At 63.0% G+C, this 15,412-nt stretch carries 15 protein-coding genes and 1 tRNA gene; 5 read left to right on the top strand and 11 right to left on the bottom strand.

From position 1 onward, the window contains the following. The first annotated feature begins 169 nt into the window (after nucleotides 1–169). Entirely contained in the window at nucleotides 170–583 is a 414-nt protein-coding gene (gene queF, locus AAGA68_06080) for a preQ(1) synthase (GenBank protein MEM9384608.1), read from the top strand. A gap of 131 nt (nucleotides 584–714) precedes the next feature. Here the strand turns inward: queF and AAGA68_06075 are convergent, their stop codons facing one another. Further along, nucleotides 715–1,188, bottom strand: coding sequence for a hypothetical protein (locus AAGA68_06075; GenBank protein ID MEM9384607.1), 474 nt, complete (start codon nucleotides 1,186–1,188; stop codon nucleotides 715–717). Between AAGA68_06075 and dksA the strand changes: the two genes are divergently transcribed. The 4 genes from dksA (at nucleotide 1,184) to AAGA68_06055 (ending at nucleotide 4,495) form a co-directional block, all read left to right on the top strand. Next, a complete protein-coding gene (gene dksA / locus AAGA68_06070; protein ID MEM9384606.1) occupies nucleotides 1,184–1,579 on the top strand; it encodes an RNA polymerase-binding protein DksA in 396 nt (131 codons plus the stop codon). The two genes, AAGA68_06075 and dksA, sit on opposite strands and share 5 nt — an antisense overlap. Continuing rightward, entirely contained in the window at nucleotides 1,580–2,512 is a 933-nt protein-coding gene (gene gluQRS, locus AAGA68_06065; protein ID MEM9384605.1) for a tRNA glutamyl-Q(34) synthetase GluQRS, read from the top strand. It begins immediately after the preceding gene. A gap of 168 nt (nucleotides 2,513–2,680) precedes the next feature. After that, nucleotides 2,681–3,265 carry a polyhydroxyalkanoate synthesis repressor PhaR gene (phaR, locus tag AAGA68_06060; GenBank protein ID MEM9384604.1) on the top strand — a complete coding sequence of 195 codons (585 nt, stop codon included), beginning with the start codon at nucleotides 2,681–2,683 and terminating at the stop codon, nucleotides 3,263–3,265. A gap of 207 nt (nucleotides 3,266–3,472) precedes the next feature. Next, on the top strand, nucleotides 3,473–4,495 hold the full coding sequence (locus AAGA68_06055) for a hydrolase (GenBank protein ID MEM9384603.1): 1,023 nt from the start codon (nucleotides 3,473–3,475) through the stop codon (nucleotides 4,493–4,495). A gap of 146 nt (nucleotides 4,496–4,641) precedes the next feature. Here AAGA68_06055 and pnp read toward each other — a convergent pair whose 3' ends face one another. The 10 genes from pnp to AAGA68_06005 form a co-directional block, all read right to left on the bottom strand. Beyond that, nucleotides 4,642–6,726, bottom strand: coding sequence for a polyribonucleotide nucleotidyltransferase (gene pnp / locus AAGA68_06050; GenBank protein MEM9384602.1), 2,085 nt, complete (start codon nucleotides 6,724–6,726; stop codon nucleotides 4,642–4,644). A 112-nt stretch (nucleotides 6,727–6,838) separates the two neighbouring features. Beyond that, the gene (gene rpsO, locus AAGA68_06045; GenBank protein MEM9384601.1) at nucleotides 6,839–7,108 is read right to left on the bottom strand and encodes a 30S ribosomal protein S15; all 270 of its coding nucleotides are present in this window, start codon (nucleotides 7,106–7,108) and stop codon (nucleotides 6,839–6,841) included. A 157-nt stretch (nucleotides 7,109–7,265) separates the two neighbouring features. Then, nucleotides 7,266–8,183 (bottom strand): tRNA pseudouridine(55) synthase TruB, encoded by a 918-nt coding sequence (gene truB / locus AAGA68_06040; protein ID MEM9384600.1) that lies wholly within the window; start codon nucleotides 8,181–8,183, stop codon nucleotides 7,266–7,268. Between the two features lie 2 nt (nucleotides 8,184–8,185). Continuing rightward, nucleotides 8,186–8,563, bottom strand: coding sequence for a 30S ribosome-binding factor RbfA (gene rbfA, locus AAGA68_06035; GenBank protein MEM9384599.1), 378 nt, complete (start codon nucleotides 8,561–8,563; stop codon nucleotides 8,186–8,188). Nucleotides 8,564–8,649: 86 nt separating this feature from the next. Then, complete coding sequence (infB, locus tag AAGA68_06030; GenBank protein MEM9384598.1) at nucleotides 8,650–11,289, bottom strand: translation initiation factor IF-2; 2,640 nt, start codon at nucleotides 11,287–11,289, stop codon at nucleotides 8,650–8,652. A gap of 21 nt (nucleotides 11,290–11,310) precedes the next feature. Further along, a complete protein-coding gene (nusA, locus tag AAGA68_06025) occupies nucleotides 11,311–12,819 on the bottom strand; it encodes a transcription termination factor NusA (protein ID MEM9384597.1) in 1,509 nt (502 codons plus the stop codon). Between the two features lie 13 nt (nucleotides 12,820–12,832). Further along, complete coding sequence (gene rimP / locus AAGA68_06020) at nucleotides 12,833–13,270, bottom strand: ribosome maturation factor RimP (GenBank protein MEM9384596.1); 438 nt, start codon at nucleotides 13,268–13,270, stop codon at nucleotides 12,833–12,835. Nucleotides 13,271–13,564: 294 nt separating this feature from the next. Next, nucleotides 13,565–14,416: a 4'-phosphopantetheinyl transferase superfamily protein gene (locus AAGA68_06015; protein ID MEM9384595.1), complete on the bottom strand. Its 852-nt coding sequence runs from the start codon at nucleotides 14,414–14,416 to the stop codon at nucleotides 13,565–13,567. Further along, nucleotides 14,413–15,186, bottom strand: a complete 774-nt coding sequence (locus AAGA68_06010) for a metallophosphoesterase (GenBank protein ID MEM9384594.1) — start codon at nucleotides 15,184–15,186, stop codon at nucleotides 14,413–14,415. The genes AAGA68_06015 and AAGA68_06010 overlap by 4 nt, the downstream gene beginning before the upstream one ends. Before the next feature lie 127 nt (nucleotides 15,187–15,313). Then, nucleotides 15,314–15,390: transfer RNA gene (locus tag AAGA68_06005), tRNA-Met, on the bottom strand. Between the last annotated feature and the right edge of the window lie 22 nt (nucleotides 15,391–15,412).

Genomic DNA, 15,412 nt, shown 5'->3' with positions numbered 1-15,412 from the left:
CCCTGGGATGACGCAATGCCGCGCTGCGTCATACGCTGCAGCGCCCTGGCGGGCTTCCCCGTGGCGTGCAGGAACGGCGTGGTTTAGATTGTGCGCCCGCGACAGACTTCGTCGGCGTGGCGTTCAAGCCGCCGAGTATCGCGCCCCGCATAACTCCGAGGCAACCTTGATGAGCGACTCCACACCCACGGCGCCGACGGCCGGGCCGAGCCGGCAGCTGGACACCTTCGACAACCCCAACCCGGGGACGGACTTCACCATCCACATGCGAATTCCCGAGTTCACATGTCTGTGCCCGAAGACAGGCCAGCCCGACTTCGCGACGATCTACCTCGACTACGTCCCCGATCAGCGCTGCGTGGAACTCAAGTCATTGAAACTATACATGTGGTCCTACCGAGAGGAAGGCGCATTTCACGAAGCGATCACCAACAAGATCTTGGCAGATCTGGTGGCCGCCGTATCTCCACGCTTCATGCGCGTGACTGGCGAGTTCAACGTGCGCGGCGGCATCTACACCAGTGTCGTCGTCGAGCATCGAGCTGCCGGTTGGGAGGCTCCTGCTCCGGTGCAACTGCCTTAGGCTTGGCCACGTCGGGACTGAGCTGTCGACTGGATCAGGCCCTCGACATGGCGTGGATTTAGCTTTGGCGCTATACTCGGCGGTTTGGTAGCTCGCCGAGGTACCAGGGCCATGCCCCCGTAGGCTTGGGGTCACGAGGCCGCACCAAACCCCTTGGCGAGCGCAATGCGCGCCTCGGGCGGTATCGGTGATCGGAGCACACACGTGACAGCGGCATCTGAGAAGTCGACGAAAAAAACCACCGCGAAGAAGAAAGCTACGACCAAAAAGAAGGCCGCCACGGCGACCAAGAAGAAGAAAGTAGCAGCCTCGGCCGCAACGGCCTCGAAGAAGGCACCGTCACGCAAGGCCGCAGTCTCGAAGAAGGCACCGGCTCGCAAAGCGTCCACTAGCAAAGCAACGGCTAGCAAGCCGACGAAGAAAGCGACGGCGAAGGCAGCGTCCGCGAAGAAGCCTACACCGGCGGCGCCAGCGAAGGCGGTCCCCGCGCGCGCCGTTCCCCGCCCTGTCGCCAGGACTGCGACCCCATCGAAGTCCAATGACAACTCGCTCGCGATCGCACCACCGCCACCGAAACCCGGTGCGCGGCTTGTCGGCGGCATCATCCCCTACACGGTGGAGCCGGGTGAGGAGTACATGAACGAGCAGCAGCTCGAACACTTCCGCAACATATTGCTCGCTTGGAAGAAAGACCTAATGGAAGAGGTCGATCGCACCGTCCACCACATGAAGGACGAAGCGGCGAACTTCCCCGATCCCAACGACCGCGCCACCCAGGAGTCCGAATTCAGTCTCGAGCTGCGCACGCGAGATCGCGAGCGCAAGCTGATCAAGAAGATCGAAGAGGCGCTGGGCGATGTGGAAGTCCACGAGTACGGCTTCTGCGAAACGTGTGGCATCGAGATTGGCATCCGCCGCTTGGAGGCGCGTCCCACGGCCACCCTCTGCATCGACTGCAAAACGCTCGACGAGATTCGCGAGCGGCAGATGGGCTGATTGTACGTCGGAAGGTTTGCGCCCTCGCCCACGGGGGCACTGCACTTTGGATCGCTCGCCGCTGCGCTGGCGAGTTTCCTAGACGCTCGCGCCGCCGGCGGCCGCTGGCTCCTACGCATCGAGGACATCGACCCACCGCGCGAACGCCGCGGCTCTGCGGACGCCATCCGACGCTCACTCGAACGCCTAGGCCTGCACTGGGACGGTGAGGTCACATTTCAGAGCGCCCGTAGTTCACACTACTGGAAAGCTCTGCGAAGGCTACAAACCGCCGGTGCCCTCTTCGCCTGCGAATGTTCGCGTACACAGATTGCCCAGGCCGCGACTCGCCAGACGAGCGAAGGCCCGCTCTACCCGGGCACCTGTCGCGGACGCGCCCTGCACCCTCTCGACGATCGGATCTCCGGGCCTGCCATCGGCATCGCTTGGCGCTTGTGCGCGGATGCTTCACCCACGCCGATCGCCTTCACGGACCGCATCCAGGGATTCCATCGGGCCGATCCAGTGCGCGATCTAGGCGATTTCGTTGTGCGCCGACGCGATGGGCTCTTTGCCTATCAACTAGCAGTCGCCATCGACGATCAGGCCCAAGGCATCACCGATGTCGTTCGGGGCGTAGACCTGCTGCCGTCGACCTTCCGCCAGCTTCTGCTCCTGCGCCAACTCGGTGCAGCAATGCCCACTTATGCGCACATCCCGATCGCTATCGACGCCCAGGCTCATAAGCTAAGCAAGCAGGACGGTGCGACTTCCATTGATGTTGCGCCCGAAGCCCCGCTGCTATTTCGCGCTCTTCAGTTCCTGCAACAAGAGCCACCTAGCGAACTTCGCCGAACGTCCGTCCAGCAGGTGCTAACGTGGGCGATCGCGCACTGGACGGTAAGACCGATGCAAGGAATGCGGGCCATTTGCTGGGAACCCGGTCACATCTGAGGCCATGTGCGCCCATGTTGCCTCGCAGCAGAGCATCATATGAGCATTGCAACATTCGTTTTGCCCGCAGTACCATGCGTCATTCCTACGGTTGTTACGTGCTCCGTCCTAACACGAACCAATGACAAAGCGTCCGGCATGCCACTCCGGACCAGGGAGGTTGCCGGTATGAGCGATCCGAGAACGATTAAAAAGTATCCAAATCGCCGTCTCTACGACACGGAAGAAAGTCGCTATATCACCTTGGCTGACATCCGTCGGCTGGTCATCGAGAAAATCGATTTCGTCGTCATCGATAAGAAGACCGAAACCGACATTACCCGCAGCATTTTGCTGCAGGTCATCAGCGAGCAGGAGTCCGAGGGCGAACCGATCTTCTCCCGCGACTTCCTCTCTCAGGTGATCCGTTCCTACGGCGGCACGATGCAAGGCATGGTGTCGAGCTACATGGAACAGAGTCTAAAGATGTTCATGAGCCAGCAGCAGCAGCTCCGGGACAAGGTAAAGGGCGTGGTGGGGATCGATCCCGTCGGCGTCGTCACCAATCTCACGCTCAAGAACTACTCCCGCTGGAAATCTGTTCAGGACGAGATTTTCCGCACCCTTTGGGCCACGCCTGCTCGTGGGGAAGAGAACAGCCATGCTCCGTCGAATGGCAATGGTGCTGCCGCGCCAAGCGCAAGTGCCGCCGCCTCCAGTGCCTCGCAGCCCGCCGAGCGTTCGCCAGAGACGGAGTCCACACCGCAGTCGTGACGCGCCTTGAGACGACGTTGACATAACCAAATTCTCAGGTTATTGTTAAATCGCAACCTTGCTGTTGCACATGCATCAGGTATTCGCGTCCGACTGGCGGCTCCTCGGAGTTCGCCACTTCGGCCCCCACCTTCACGGGCGGGGGCCGATTTTTTTTGCCCCAGTTCTCCTTAAGCTGCTGTCGCCAAGTCCACTCGAGTAGAGCCCCTGCCACCGTTCGCCCCTCCGCCCTGGCTACGCAACGCGCATCTGCAGACGCTTCTGGCCAATAAGCCCCTCAGGTGGCCATCCGGGCCGGAGGTTCATGACGGCGCTTACGAGCTCCCAGACGGGGATATCGTGCGCCTTGTGCGCAGCATGAGTGCAGCATCGCCGGATGCCAGGAGTCCTCGCGTGGTCGTGCTGCACGGGCTGGCTGGCGGATACGACTCCGCCTACGCGAGGGACCTGTTCAGCGCATTCGAGCGTGCTGAACTTGAGGGCCACCTGCTGCATTTCCGCGGTTGCGGCGATCTCATGAACCGACTCCCCCGCGGCTACCACGCCGGAGATACGGCGGACTTCGCACACTACGTCAGATCGCTACATACGATGGCGCCTGAGCGCCCTATCTACGCGGTTGGCTTCTCCCTGGGGGCCAACGTGCTGCTGAAGTACCTAGGCACAGAGAATGAGAGCGGGCACGTAGCTGCAGCGGTCGCAGTGTCGGTGCCCTTTCTACTGGATGATGCTTGCGAGTCGATTTCCAGCGGCTTTTCCCTGCTTTACCACAAGGTGCTACTACGCCGGCTGAAGCAATCGATGGGGGACAAGTTCGGCGGTTTACCGAGCACGCAAATCCCCTTTGACTACAAGGCGCTGCGCTGGGTACGAGACTTGCGAACCTTCGACGATCTGGTCACCGCCCCAATTCACGGCTTCAACTCCGCTGATCATTACTACGCCGTGAGCAGCTGTCGCCAGTACCTCAAGGACATTGGTGCTCCAACGCTAATCCTGCATGCGGCAGACGATCCGTTTCAGAGTGCCGCCGGCATCCCGGCCGCCTGCGAGCTTTCCTCCGCTGTCAATCTGGAACTCTCCGCCCATGGCGGCCACGTTGGGTTCTTGCAGGGCAGTAGTCGGGGTATCGCTTGGAAGTCCTGGCTAGCGCCAAGGATTACTGCCTACCTAAAGAGCCAGCAGGTGCGGGGCGTAGGCGCATCCATAAGAGCACTGGCAGCGAGTTGAGGCGAGGCGCGGACACTGCGTGAGCGAGCCGCCGTAGGTCGAAGCACGACAGGGGAAAGGGGTGGCGCACGAAAGGCGCCAGCCCTAGAAGGTGACCGGTACGGCACGGGGCCAAAGGCACCGCACCGCGAGCTCCGGTTGAAGAACTACTCGCCGTCTAGGTCTCGCATGCTAAGACGGATGCGCCCCTGACGGTCGACCTCCAGCACCTTGACGCGCACGGTCTCGCCACTCTTGAGCTTGTCGCTGACGCGCTCGACGCGCTCATCTGAGATTTGCGAGATGTGCACCAAGCCGTCCTTGCCGGGCAGGATGGTCACGAAGGCGCCAAAGTCCATGAGACGCGCTACGGTGCCTTCGTAGATCTTGCCGACCTCCACCTCAGCGGTGATCTGCTTGATCCGACGCTGAGCTTCCTTGCCCGACGCGCCATCAACGGATGCGATTTTCACGGAACCGTCGTTCTCGATGTCGATCTGCGTCCCGGTCTCTTCGGTGATAGCGCGGATGACAGCGCCTCCTTTGCCGATCACATCGCGGATCTTCTCCGGATCGATCTTGAAGGTAAGGATGGTGGGCGCCCACTCGGACATCTCCTCACGCGCGGTGGGGATAACCTTGTTCATCTCGCCCAGGATATGCAGACGGGCATCGCGCGCCTGGGCGAGGGCAGTTTCCATGATCTCGGCGGTGATGCCATCGATCTTGATGTCCATCTGCAGGGCGGTCACACCGCCCTCCGTGCCCGCCACCTTGAAGTCCATGTCGCCAAGGTGGTCCTCGTCACCGAGGATATCGGTGAGGACCTGATAGCGATCGCCTTCCTTGATGAGGCCCATCGCAATACCGGCCACCGGCGCCTTGATCGGCACCCCGGCGTCCATCAGCGCGAGGGACGATCCGCAGACGCTGGCCATAGAGCTTGAACCGTTCGACTCGGTGATCTCCGACACCACGCGGATGACGTAAGGAAAACCCTCCATCTCCGGCAGCACTGCCTGGATGCCGCGGCGAGCGAGCTTCCCGTGGCCGATCTCGCGACGCTTCGGACCGGACATGAACCCGGTCTCGCCGACACAGAACGGTGGGAAGTTGTAGTGGAGCATAAAGGGCTCCTTGCGCTCGCCTTCAAGCGCATCGATGATCTGCGCATCGCGGCCGGTGCCGAGCGTGGTGGTAACCAGCGCCTGCGTCTCACCGCGCGTGAACAGCGCGGAGCCGTGGGTGCGCGGGAGCACGCCGACCCGCACGTCGATCGGGCGCACCGTCGCCGTGTCGCGGCCGTCGATGCGCGGCTGCCCATCGAGGATACGATCGCGAACCGTGCGCTTCTCGAGGCTAGCGAAGCGATCACCGATCGTGTTGGCGCTCCAGTCGTTGCCTTCCTCGCCAGTCAGCTTGTCGACCAATGCCGCCTTGATCTCACCCAAGCGATCCTTGCGCTGGGCCTTCTCGGCGATCTGGTAGGCCGCCACGATGTCGCCGCTGGCCTCGTCGCCGATGCGCTGATCGAGGGACTCGTCGGTGGCCGGTGGAATCCACTCCATCGCCGGCTTGGCGGCTTCAGATGACAGCTCGCTAATCGCGTTGATCGCTACCTGCATCTGCTCATGACCAAAGGTCACCGCGCCAAGCATGACCGACTCGGATAAGCAGTTGGCCTCCGATTCGACCATCAGTACGGCGTTGGAGGTGCCGGCAACCACCAAGTCGAGGTCTGACTCGGCCAGCTTCGGCGCCGTCGGGTTGAGCATGTATTCGCCGTTACGGTAGCCCACACGAGCGGCGCCGATAGGTCCTTGGAACGGCAGGCCAGACAGCGATAGCGCTGCGGAAGCGCCAATCAGGGCCGGAATGTCTGGGTCCACCTCGGGATTCATCGAGACGACCGTCGCGATTACCTGGACCTCGTTGAAGAATCCCTTAGGGAATAAGGGACGGATCGGGCGGTCGATGAGGCGGCTGGTCAGCGTTTCCTTCTCGGTCGGACGTCCTTCGCGCTTGAAGAAACCGCCGGGGATACGCCCCGCCGCATACGTTTTCTCCACGTAGTTGACCGTCAGCGGGAAGAAGTCGCGGGTCTCGCCGCGGGTGGAGCCGACGGCGGTGACCAGCACCACGGTGTCGGACATGCTCACCAGAACTGCGCCGTGAGCCTGACGAGCGACGACGCCCGTCTCTAGGGTGACCGTGTGGTCACCGTACTGAAAGGATTTGGTTACTGCTTGCAACACGCTCTGTTACCTGTGCTCTGGGTTGTGTCGCCGGGGCGAATAGGAGAAGTCGGCCGCGGCCCGGGCCCGGGCCGCCCGCCCGAGGCCGGCGACGGAAGACGCGATGATGCTAGCGACGCAAACCGAGCCGCTGAATGAGGCTCTGGTAACGAGAGGGATCTGTGCGCTTGAGGTAATCGAGCAGCTTGCGGCGCTGGTTGACCATTCGCAGCAGGCCACGTCGGCTGTGGTGATCTTTCTTGTGCTCGCCGAAATGCCCGGTAAGGCCTTCGATACGCGCCGACAGGAGGGCAACCTGCACCTCGGCAGACCCGGTGTCGCCGGCCCCGCGGCCGTACTCGCTGATGATTTGCGCTTTCTGATCTGGACTGAGTGACATCGCTCTTTGCTCTTTCCTGATTAACCCTTTATTTCGGGCGCAGAGTCTATCATGTGACAGTGCGGTTAAGGACGTCCGCGGGCACCAAGCTTCACGCTTGTTTCCGGGTGTCCGACCATCGAGGTCCTGTCGGCTGAAGACGCCCTCGACGCCCCTCTCAAAACAACCGCTTGGGCGCTACGCGCCCGTCTTCCGTAATCCGTCCCATACCTAGGAAACGTGCGTCCTCGCCGTAGAGTCGCACCAGGCCGCGGGTAGGTGCCCTCGGTACCTGCACCGGTTGCCCATTGCGTAGGTAGAAGGCCGAGTCTGCGCCCAAGCGTACCGACGGCCAGTGAGAGATGGCGCTATCGACGGGCAGCAGCCGCTCGTCTAGCGCGTCCAAACCTCCCTCGGCCATCAACGCTTCTAGTGCCTCGAGCGTGAGCAGCGGACCGTCACTGAGGTACGGACCCACCTGCAGGCGCCTTAGCGCCGTCACGTGGGCGTAGGTGCCGAGCGCCGCCGCAACGTCCTCCACCAGAGTCCTCACGTAGGTGCCCTTCGAGCAGTGGACTTCCAGCTCCATTGTCCGGTCGTCCAAGCTCAACAGGCATAACTCGTGCAGGTGGATGTCGCGAGGTGTGCGCTCGACCTCAACCCCTTGGCGTGCCAACTCATACAGCCGACGCCCCTCGTGCTTCAGCGCGGAGTACATCGGCGGTAGCTGTTGGGACGCGCCCAGGAATCCCTCCAGCACCGTGCGGACCCCAGCCTCGTCGAGGGCCGGCACCGGCTGCTCCTCGATCACTTCGCCGTCGGCGTCCGCCGTATCCGTGCGTACCCCGAGTTGGGCGCGCACCCGATAACGCTTGTCCGCATCGAGCAGGAAGGCGGACACCTTCGTAGCTTGCCCCAGGCAGATCGGCAACATACCGCTCGCCAGGGGATCGAGGCTCCCTGTGTGTCCAGCCTTACGCGCCTGATAGAGACGCTTGACCTTCTGCAGGGCGCGGTTTGAGGTGTCGCCTACCGGCTTGTCCAACAGAACCACTCCGTCGATGGCCCGTCCTTTCTGTCCCCGACGCTGCCCCACCGCTAGCCGTCCTCAGGCGGCGCCTTGTCACCGTCTCCCTTTAGGGTGCGGAAAATACCGTCCATGCGGGCAGCCTGCTCGCTTGTGGGGTCGTAGATGAAATCCAACTGCGGCACCGTGCGCGCCGTCATGCGCTCGCCGAGACGGCTACGCAGATAACCGCTTGCGCTGCGCAAGGCGAGAGTTGTGGTCTCTCGGTCGGCCGAGGGGTCGAGCAAGCTGAAGAAGACGCGCGCATGGCTTAGATCGCGGCTAACTTCCACATCCGTCAGCGTGACGAAACCGACGCGGGGATCGCGTACGTCCTCTCGTAGCAGCTGCGCGAGTTCGCGAAGCACCTGCTGAGAGACCCGCTGGCTGCGTTGAAAATCCCTCGCCATCACACGCTACCGCTACCGGCAGCGACCCGCGTCGAGGGCCGCCGGTGCAGTCCGCCAAGTCGGCACGGAAGGCAGACTCGCGCCGCTCATATGGTGGCTGCCACCTCACGCCGTTCGTAGCACTCGATCTGATCGCCTTCGCGGACGTTGTTGTAGTTGCGCACGCCAATACCGCATTCGGTACCCGCACGCACCTCCGGCACGTCGTCCTTGAAGCGGCGCAAGGACTCTAGCTCGCCCTCGTAGATCACGACATTGTCGCGCAGTACGCGGATGGGGAGGTTTCGCTTCACCACGCCCTCGATGATCATACAGCCGGCGATGTCGCCGAACTTCGGCGAGCGGAAGACTTGGCGCACTTCGGCCAAGCCAATCTGCTCCTCCACGATGTCCGGCTCCAGCACGCCGCTCATGGCGCGCTTGATCTCGTCGATCGCCTCGTAGATCACGCTGTGGTACTGGAGCTCGATACCGTGCTCCTTCACCGCGGCCCGTGCCGCGCTATCCGCACGCACGTTGAACCCGATCATGATTGCCTGCGAAGTCACCGCAAGGTTCACGTCGCCCTCGTTGATCCCGCCGACGCCGTGGGAGACGACCTTCACGTGCACCTTCTCCGTGGACAGCTTGGTCAGGGCATCGTGCAGAGCTTCGCTGCTGCCCTGTACGTCGGCCTTCACGAGAATGTTCAAGGTCTGGGCTTCGTCGCCGTCGGCACCGATGCTGGCGATAAGCGCTTCGCGCGCACTCGCCTGCTGACGAGCGAGCTTCGCATCGCGCGCCTTGGCGCGACGTAGCTCGGCAAGTTCGCGGGCCTTGCGATCGTCCTCGAGGGTGACGAAGTCATCGCCTGCGTTGGGTGTGCCAGAAAGGCCCAGCACGACCACGGGGTACGAGGGGCCTGCTTGCTTCAGCGGCTCTCCGCGTTCGTCGAACATGGCTCGCACGCGTCCATACTCCTCGCCTGCCAGCAAGGCATCGCCGGCGCGAAGGGTGCCACGAGAGACGAGCAGCGTCGCGACCGCGCCGCGTCCTTTCTCCAGGCTGGACTCCAGCACGACGCCGCTAGCCGATCCTTCGGCCACCGCGCTCAGCTCCATGACCTCCGCCTGGAGGGTCAGGGACTCGAGCAGGTCGTCGATACCTGCGCCCGTCTTCGCCGAGACGTTCACGAAGATCGTCTCACCGCCCCACTCTTCGGGGATCACTTCGTGCTTGGTCAGCTCCTGGCGCACGCGGTCCGGGTCGGCGTCTGGCTTATCGGTCTTGTTGACGGCGACCAAGAGCGGGACACCCGCGGCGCGCGCGTGTTGGATCGCCTCCGCAGTCTGCGGCATCACACCGTCGTCGGCGGCAACCACCAGGACAACGATGTCCGTGACCTGAGCCCCGCGGGCGCGCATTGCGGTGAACGCTGCATGGCCTGGCGTATCGAGGAACGTGATGACACCACGCGGCGTCTCCACGTGATAGGCGCCGATGTGTTGGGTGATCCCGCCGGCCTCACCGGCCGTTACTCGCGTGCGTCGAATGTAGTCGAGCAGGGAGGTCTTGCCGTGGTCGACGTGGCCCATGATGGTGATCACGGGCGGGCGGCTCTCGGTCTCGCCGCCCTGGGCTTGCACTTGCTCGAGGATCGTCTCCTCGAGCGCCTCTTCCTTGAGCGGCTTCGCCGTGTGCCCCATCTCCTCCACCACCAGGGTGGCCGTATCCTGATCCAAGGACTGGTTGATGGTGGCCATGACGCCCATGCCCATGAGCTGCTTAATAACCTCCGGTGCCTTCACCGCCATGCGCTGGGCGAGCTCTCCGACGGCGATGGTCTCGGGTATCTCTACCTCGCGTACCACCGGTGCAGTTGGCTTCTCAAAGCCGTGGGAGGTGGTTACCGTGACGGCGCCGCGACGACGCCCCTTATCTCGGCCCCTACGCTTTCCGCCTTTGCCGGACGCCACGTGCAGCTCTTCGCGCTTGCCGCCTCGTTGGCCGCCACGACCACCTGCGTCCTTCCCACGGCCACGGCCAGCGCCCGCCGACTGGCCTGTACCGGCGCCCGCGGCGCGCGGCGTGGGCGCCGGTCGTGGTGCTTCTGCTGCAGCCGGTCGTGGTCGCGATTCCTCGCGCTGGCGTCGCTCCTCTTGGTCGCGACGCTCCTGCTCCAGACGCTGCTCCTTCTCGAGCTCACGCTTCTCTTCCTGCTCCCGACGCAGGGCGGCCTCTTCTTGTTGCTTGCGCGCCTCCGCTTCGGCCGCGGCCTCAGCCTGACGGCGCGCCTGCTCTTCAGCCTGGCGTTGTGCTTCGGCTGCCTCTGCCTGTCGCCTGGCCTCAGCTTCTGCCTGCTCTTCCTCCTGGCGACGCGCTTCCTCGGCCTGGCGCTCCTTCTCGAGCTTTTCATCTTCGGCGGCCTTGAGCACGCCCTTGTTCACGTAGGTGCGGCGCTTCTTCGTCTCGACTTGCACCGTGCGCGCCCGCCCGCCCTGCCCGCTACCAGCGACGCGCAGGGTCTGGCGCTCCTTGCGATTGACCGTGATTTTCTTCGGCGCCGACAAGGGATTCGAATCACCGTGCTTGCGCTGCAGGTGATTGAGCAGCAGCTGTTTATCCTCGTCGTTGATCGTCGCCGACTCAGAATCCACCCGCACACCTGCCTCATGCAGCTGCGACAACAAACGATCAACAGGCGTTTTCAGTGTCTCGGCAAACTGACTAACGGTTACTTCCGCCATTGCAACTCCAGCGCTTAGGCTTTAAGCCTGGTTCGTCTCTTCGGACTCGAACCAGTGAGCACGGGCCTTCATGATCAACTCGGCGGCCTGCTCGGCCTCCAGATCAGGCACATCCTCAAGATCATCGGTGGCCTGCTCGGCCAGGTCCTCTCGGCTCACAATGCCACGTGCAGCGAGTCGAGTAGCAAGTTCGGGCGTCATACCCTCGAGGTCGAGCAGGTCCTGCTCGGGCTGCCGCGATTCGATCACCTCTTCGCGTGCGATGGCCTGTGTTAGCAGCACATCACGCGCACGGTTGCGCAGCTCTTCCACCACCGCCTCATCGAACTCATCGATGCTGAGCAGCTCCGAGGTCGGTACGTAGGCCACCTCTTCGATACTGGAAAAACCCTCCTGCACCAGGATCGTGGCAACCTCATCGTCCACATCTAGGGACTTGGCGAACATCTCCGCATGGCCGCGTGCCTCATCCTCGGACTTCTGTTCGGCGGCCTCGGCGGTCATCACGTTGAGTTCCCAACCGGACAGCTCGCTGGCCAAACGGATATTTTGGCCGCCGCGACCGATGGCTTGGGAGAGCTTCTCTTCCTCGACAGCCACGTCCATGCTGTGGTTGTCCTCATCCACCACGATCGACAGCACGTCTGCCGGCGACATCGCGTTGACCACGAACTGGGCCGGGTTCTCGTCGTGCAGGATGATGTCGACGCGCTCACCGGCCAGCTCGTTCGAAACCGCTTGCACGCGAGAGCCTCGCATTCCGACGCAAGCGCCGACGGGGTCGATGCGCGGATCGTGGCTGCGCACAGCGATCTTGGCCCGTAGTCCTGGGTCCCGAGCCGCGGCCACGATGTCGATGAGCCCCTGCCCCACTTCCGGCACTTCCACCTTAAACAGCTCAATCAAGAACTCCGGCGCCGTACGCGTCAGGAAAAGCTGGGGCCCGCGCGGCTCTGAGCGCACCTCACGCAGGAACCCCTTCACGCGATCCTGTGTCCGAATCGGCTCGCGCGGAATCATAAATTCGCGCGGAATGAAAGCTTCCGCGTTGCCCCCAAGGTCGACGTAGACGCCGGTACGGTCAACGCGCTTCACGGTTCCGCTGATCAACTCACCGACGCGATCCTGGTACTCCTCCACCACCTGCGCTCGTTCCGCTTCGCGCACGCGCTGAACGATCACCTGCTTGGCGGTTTGCGCAGCTATGCGGCCGAACTCAACGGATTCGATCGGCTCCTCCACATAGCCGCCGGGCTCGATGTCGGCGTCGTAGTCTCGGGCGTCGTCCAGGCGAAGTTCGCGCTCCGGGAATTCCAGTTCATCGGACTCGTCGGCGAACACCTTCCAGCGCCGAAAGGTGTCGTAGTCGCCTGATTTACGATCGATAGCGACCCGCACATCGATGTCCTCGCCGTGGAGCTTGCGCGTGGCCGAGGCTAGCGCCGCTTCGATCGCCTCGAAGATGATCTCCCTGTCGACACCCTTCTCGTTCGAGACAGCATCGACGACCAGCAGGATTTCTTTGTTCAGCATGGGCGAGATCTCACTTCGTCCTGGGCGCTACGTGGGCGCGTACGACATCCGCCAGTGGTAGGCGGAAATCCTCGTGATCTACATCGAGCGCGATCGTCTGCTCGTCGGCGCTCTCGACAATTCCAGTGAATCGACGGCGACCCTCTAGGCCCACGCCGAGCTCCACTCGAATCCGCTCACCGATGGCACGCTGGAAGTGCGAGGCAGTCCGCAACGGTCGGCGCTCGCCGGGTGAGGAGACTTCTAGGTCGTATGCATCGGTGATTGGGTCCTCGACATCGAGGGTGGCGCTCACGTGGCGACTCACGTCACCGCAGTCGTCCACGGTGATTCCCTCAGGCTTGTCGATAAATAGGCGTAGCGTGTTGCGAGATCCCACCTGGGTGTACTCCACGTCGAGCAATTCGAAACCGATGCTCTCGACAGCGGGTTCTAGAAGTTGTATCAATCGATCTCGCATTCGTCTCCGCCGCGCCAAACCGCGGTTGAGAGCGCGTCCAGGCGCCCGTAGAAAAAACAAAAAGGGCCCCTGAGGGGCCCTTCTTTCCAAAAAGAGTCCTGCGTATCTACCCGTTGCATACGGGGTACGCGTACCAGCCAGCTACACTCACGGGCCGATGGGAGGAAATCAGCACTCCTCCGACAGCCGCTTATAATAGCGGTGCCCCTAGGAAAGCACAAATGCGCTCGGGGCGAATTTTGCTCGCCCAGTAGCCCACCCGTCTCTCTCGGCGGTTGCGTGCTAGATCAATGCCTCAATGTGCAGCACCGCTGTGGATCGCCGCGTCAGGGCGAGGGGTAAGCGCCCCGGTGCCGCGCCGGCGCCTGGGAAGACTCCTGCGCGTATCCTGAGCGCCGTGTCCGCCGCGCGGTGCTCTCGCAACGCGAGCGCCACTCGGTGGGAGGCGGCGTACTCGAAGAGGCCGAATCGCCACCCTTCGGCCCGATCTCGGGCGCTCGCCCAGGTGCGGAAGCCCATCTCTTCGGGACGATTCAGATCGAACGCGAAGCCGTCTAATGGCAGTGCCATGCCCATTCCCCGAGCCTTGATGTAAGACTCTTTCAACGTCCACAGTTCCACGAATCGTTTGCGGTGAGCCGCCGGCCCTGCCAAGGCCCGCAGCGCGGTGGCCTCAGCGGGGGCGAAGAAGCGTTCAGCCATCTCCAGGTGTGGGCCGTCTCGGTCGAGGGGTTCCACGTCCACTCCAATCTCCTCGCAGCGCGCGATTGCGAGTGCCACCAGGCCCTGCGTGTGTGACAGACTAAAGTAGAGCGCGTCCCCAGGCGGTTGCTGTCCGTGGGCGATAAACGGCCGCCCATGCGCGTTGTTTCGGAAGCGCCACGCAGCCTCAGCTCTTCCGGGCACATAGCGAGAAAGGGTGGCACGGACCAAACCTCGCGCCAGCAGGTAGCGATCACGGTCGCGCTCGAAGCGAAAGCGCGCCCAGCGCTCGCGCTCGTCGGCGCTCAACCAGCTCGCGTACTGGGCGGCTAGCTTCGGCTCGCTCGGCGCTCCGTCAGCAAGCGCGAACCACAGATGAACTTCACCGGCCCTGGGCCGGGGTAGCGCAGCTGATCGCGTGTCAGGGCTCACGGCGTTTCGTACACGCAGCGCAGCTCCCGGGCGCAGATGCGCGTCTCGGAGGGCCCACCCAAGGCGTTGTTGATGTAGCGACAGCCGTCTAGACGCACGCTTCGGTTTACGTGGCTATGCCCGTAAACATGCACGCTGGCGCCAAGCGCACGCACTTGCTCATCCAGCCGGACGCTGCCGAGCACCGGGTACAGCATCCGGTACCTGTCCGGGATGTAGGACGGCATCACGTCGATCCGCGGCAGAAAGTGCGAGAAGCTCACCACGGTTGGCGTTCCTTGAACGATCGCCGAGGCCTCTACCGCCACCGCGTTGCGGTCGATGAAATGGCCGGTCACCTCGATGTCGCTCTGGCCACCCCAGCGGCAGGCTCGAAAATCCATCCATTGGCGCTTCAGGACCGGCGATGGCTCCCCGAAGGTGCCGTCGTACCAGCCAAAGAGCGGTACGACCAGCAGGCCCGGGTACTGGCAAGGCGTGCAATACACGCCGTGGTCCTGCGCGAGCTGCAACACGGCCTCGAACTTGTCTAAGGAGCTGTGGAAGCCACAGCGACGTACCCAGAGCTCATGGTTACCCGGCACGTAATGCACGGCCTTGAAGCGTCGCGTGAGCGTAGTGAAGGTCTCACGGATACGCGCGGGTAAATCGCTGATGTCGCCGGCGAGAATCAGTAGGTCGTCCGCGAAATCCGCCGTCGAGATAGCGTCGAGCCACTCGGCGTTCCCCGGGTAGTCCACGTGCACATCGGATAGTGCGAAAAGCCTCACGGCGGCGACACTCGCCAATCGATAGCCAGGAAGTTGCTGAAGCAGCCGCGGTAGACGATCGCCCCAAGCGGGCGGCAAGTGCCGCGGTGGGTCACCGGTCAGTGACGTGGAGCAGAAGATGAGAGGTTGGTAGCGGGGGCAGGATTTGAACCTGCGACCTTCGGGTTATGAGCCCGACGAGCTGCCAGACTGCTCCACCCCGCACCTGATCCGATTAGTATAGCGA

This window comes from Pseudomonadota bacterium (assembly GCA_039193195.1).
Lineage (GTDB): Bacteria > Pseudomonadota > Gammaproteobacteria > Steroidobacterales > JBCBZW01 > JBCBZW01.
The sequence above is the reverse complement of the archived record's forward strand: the minus strand, read 5'-3'. Positions and strand labels throughout refer to the sequence as shown.